The sequence below is a fragment of the Caballeronia mineralivorans PML1(12) genome (genome assembly GCF_001028175.1).
GTDB lineage: Bacteria > Pseudomonadota > Gammaproteobacteria > Burkholderiales > Burkholderiaceae > Caballeronia > Caballeronia mineralivorans.
The window spans coordinates 1-222 of the sequence record NZ_AEJF01000358.1 but is presented as its reverse complement, the minus strand read 5'-3'; the positions used below and the strand labels follow the sequence as shown (position 1 = coordinate 222).

1 protein-coding gene is annotated in these 222 nt (G+C 59.5%); it reads right to left on the bottom strand.

Going from position 1 to position 222, the window contains the following annotated elements; all coding sequences use genetic code 11:
- The coding region (locus EOS_RS43015) for a polysaccharide biosynthesis protein (protein WP_047898351.1) at nucleotides 1–222 on the bottom strand (222 nt) is incomplete at both ends.

The following is a 222-nucleotide window of genomic DNA, read 5'->3' as shown; positions in this document are numbered from 1 at the left end:
CGATGCTGCATCAGCCACGGCAACAATTCATCGAGGAAGTGATTCGGCACGCCTCGCGCCTGCGCGATCCGCAGTTTCGGATGCGGCGTGCGGGTCGTAGTTTCGTCATCGGCAAGCAGTTCTTCATACAGCTTCTCGCCCGGCCGCAAACCCGTGAACACGATCCGGATCTGCTCCTCCGAGAACCCATACAAGCGAATCAAGTCGCGCGCCAGATCCACA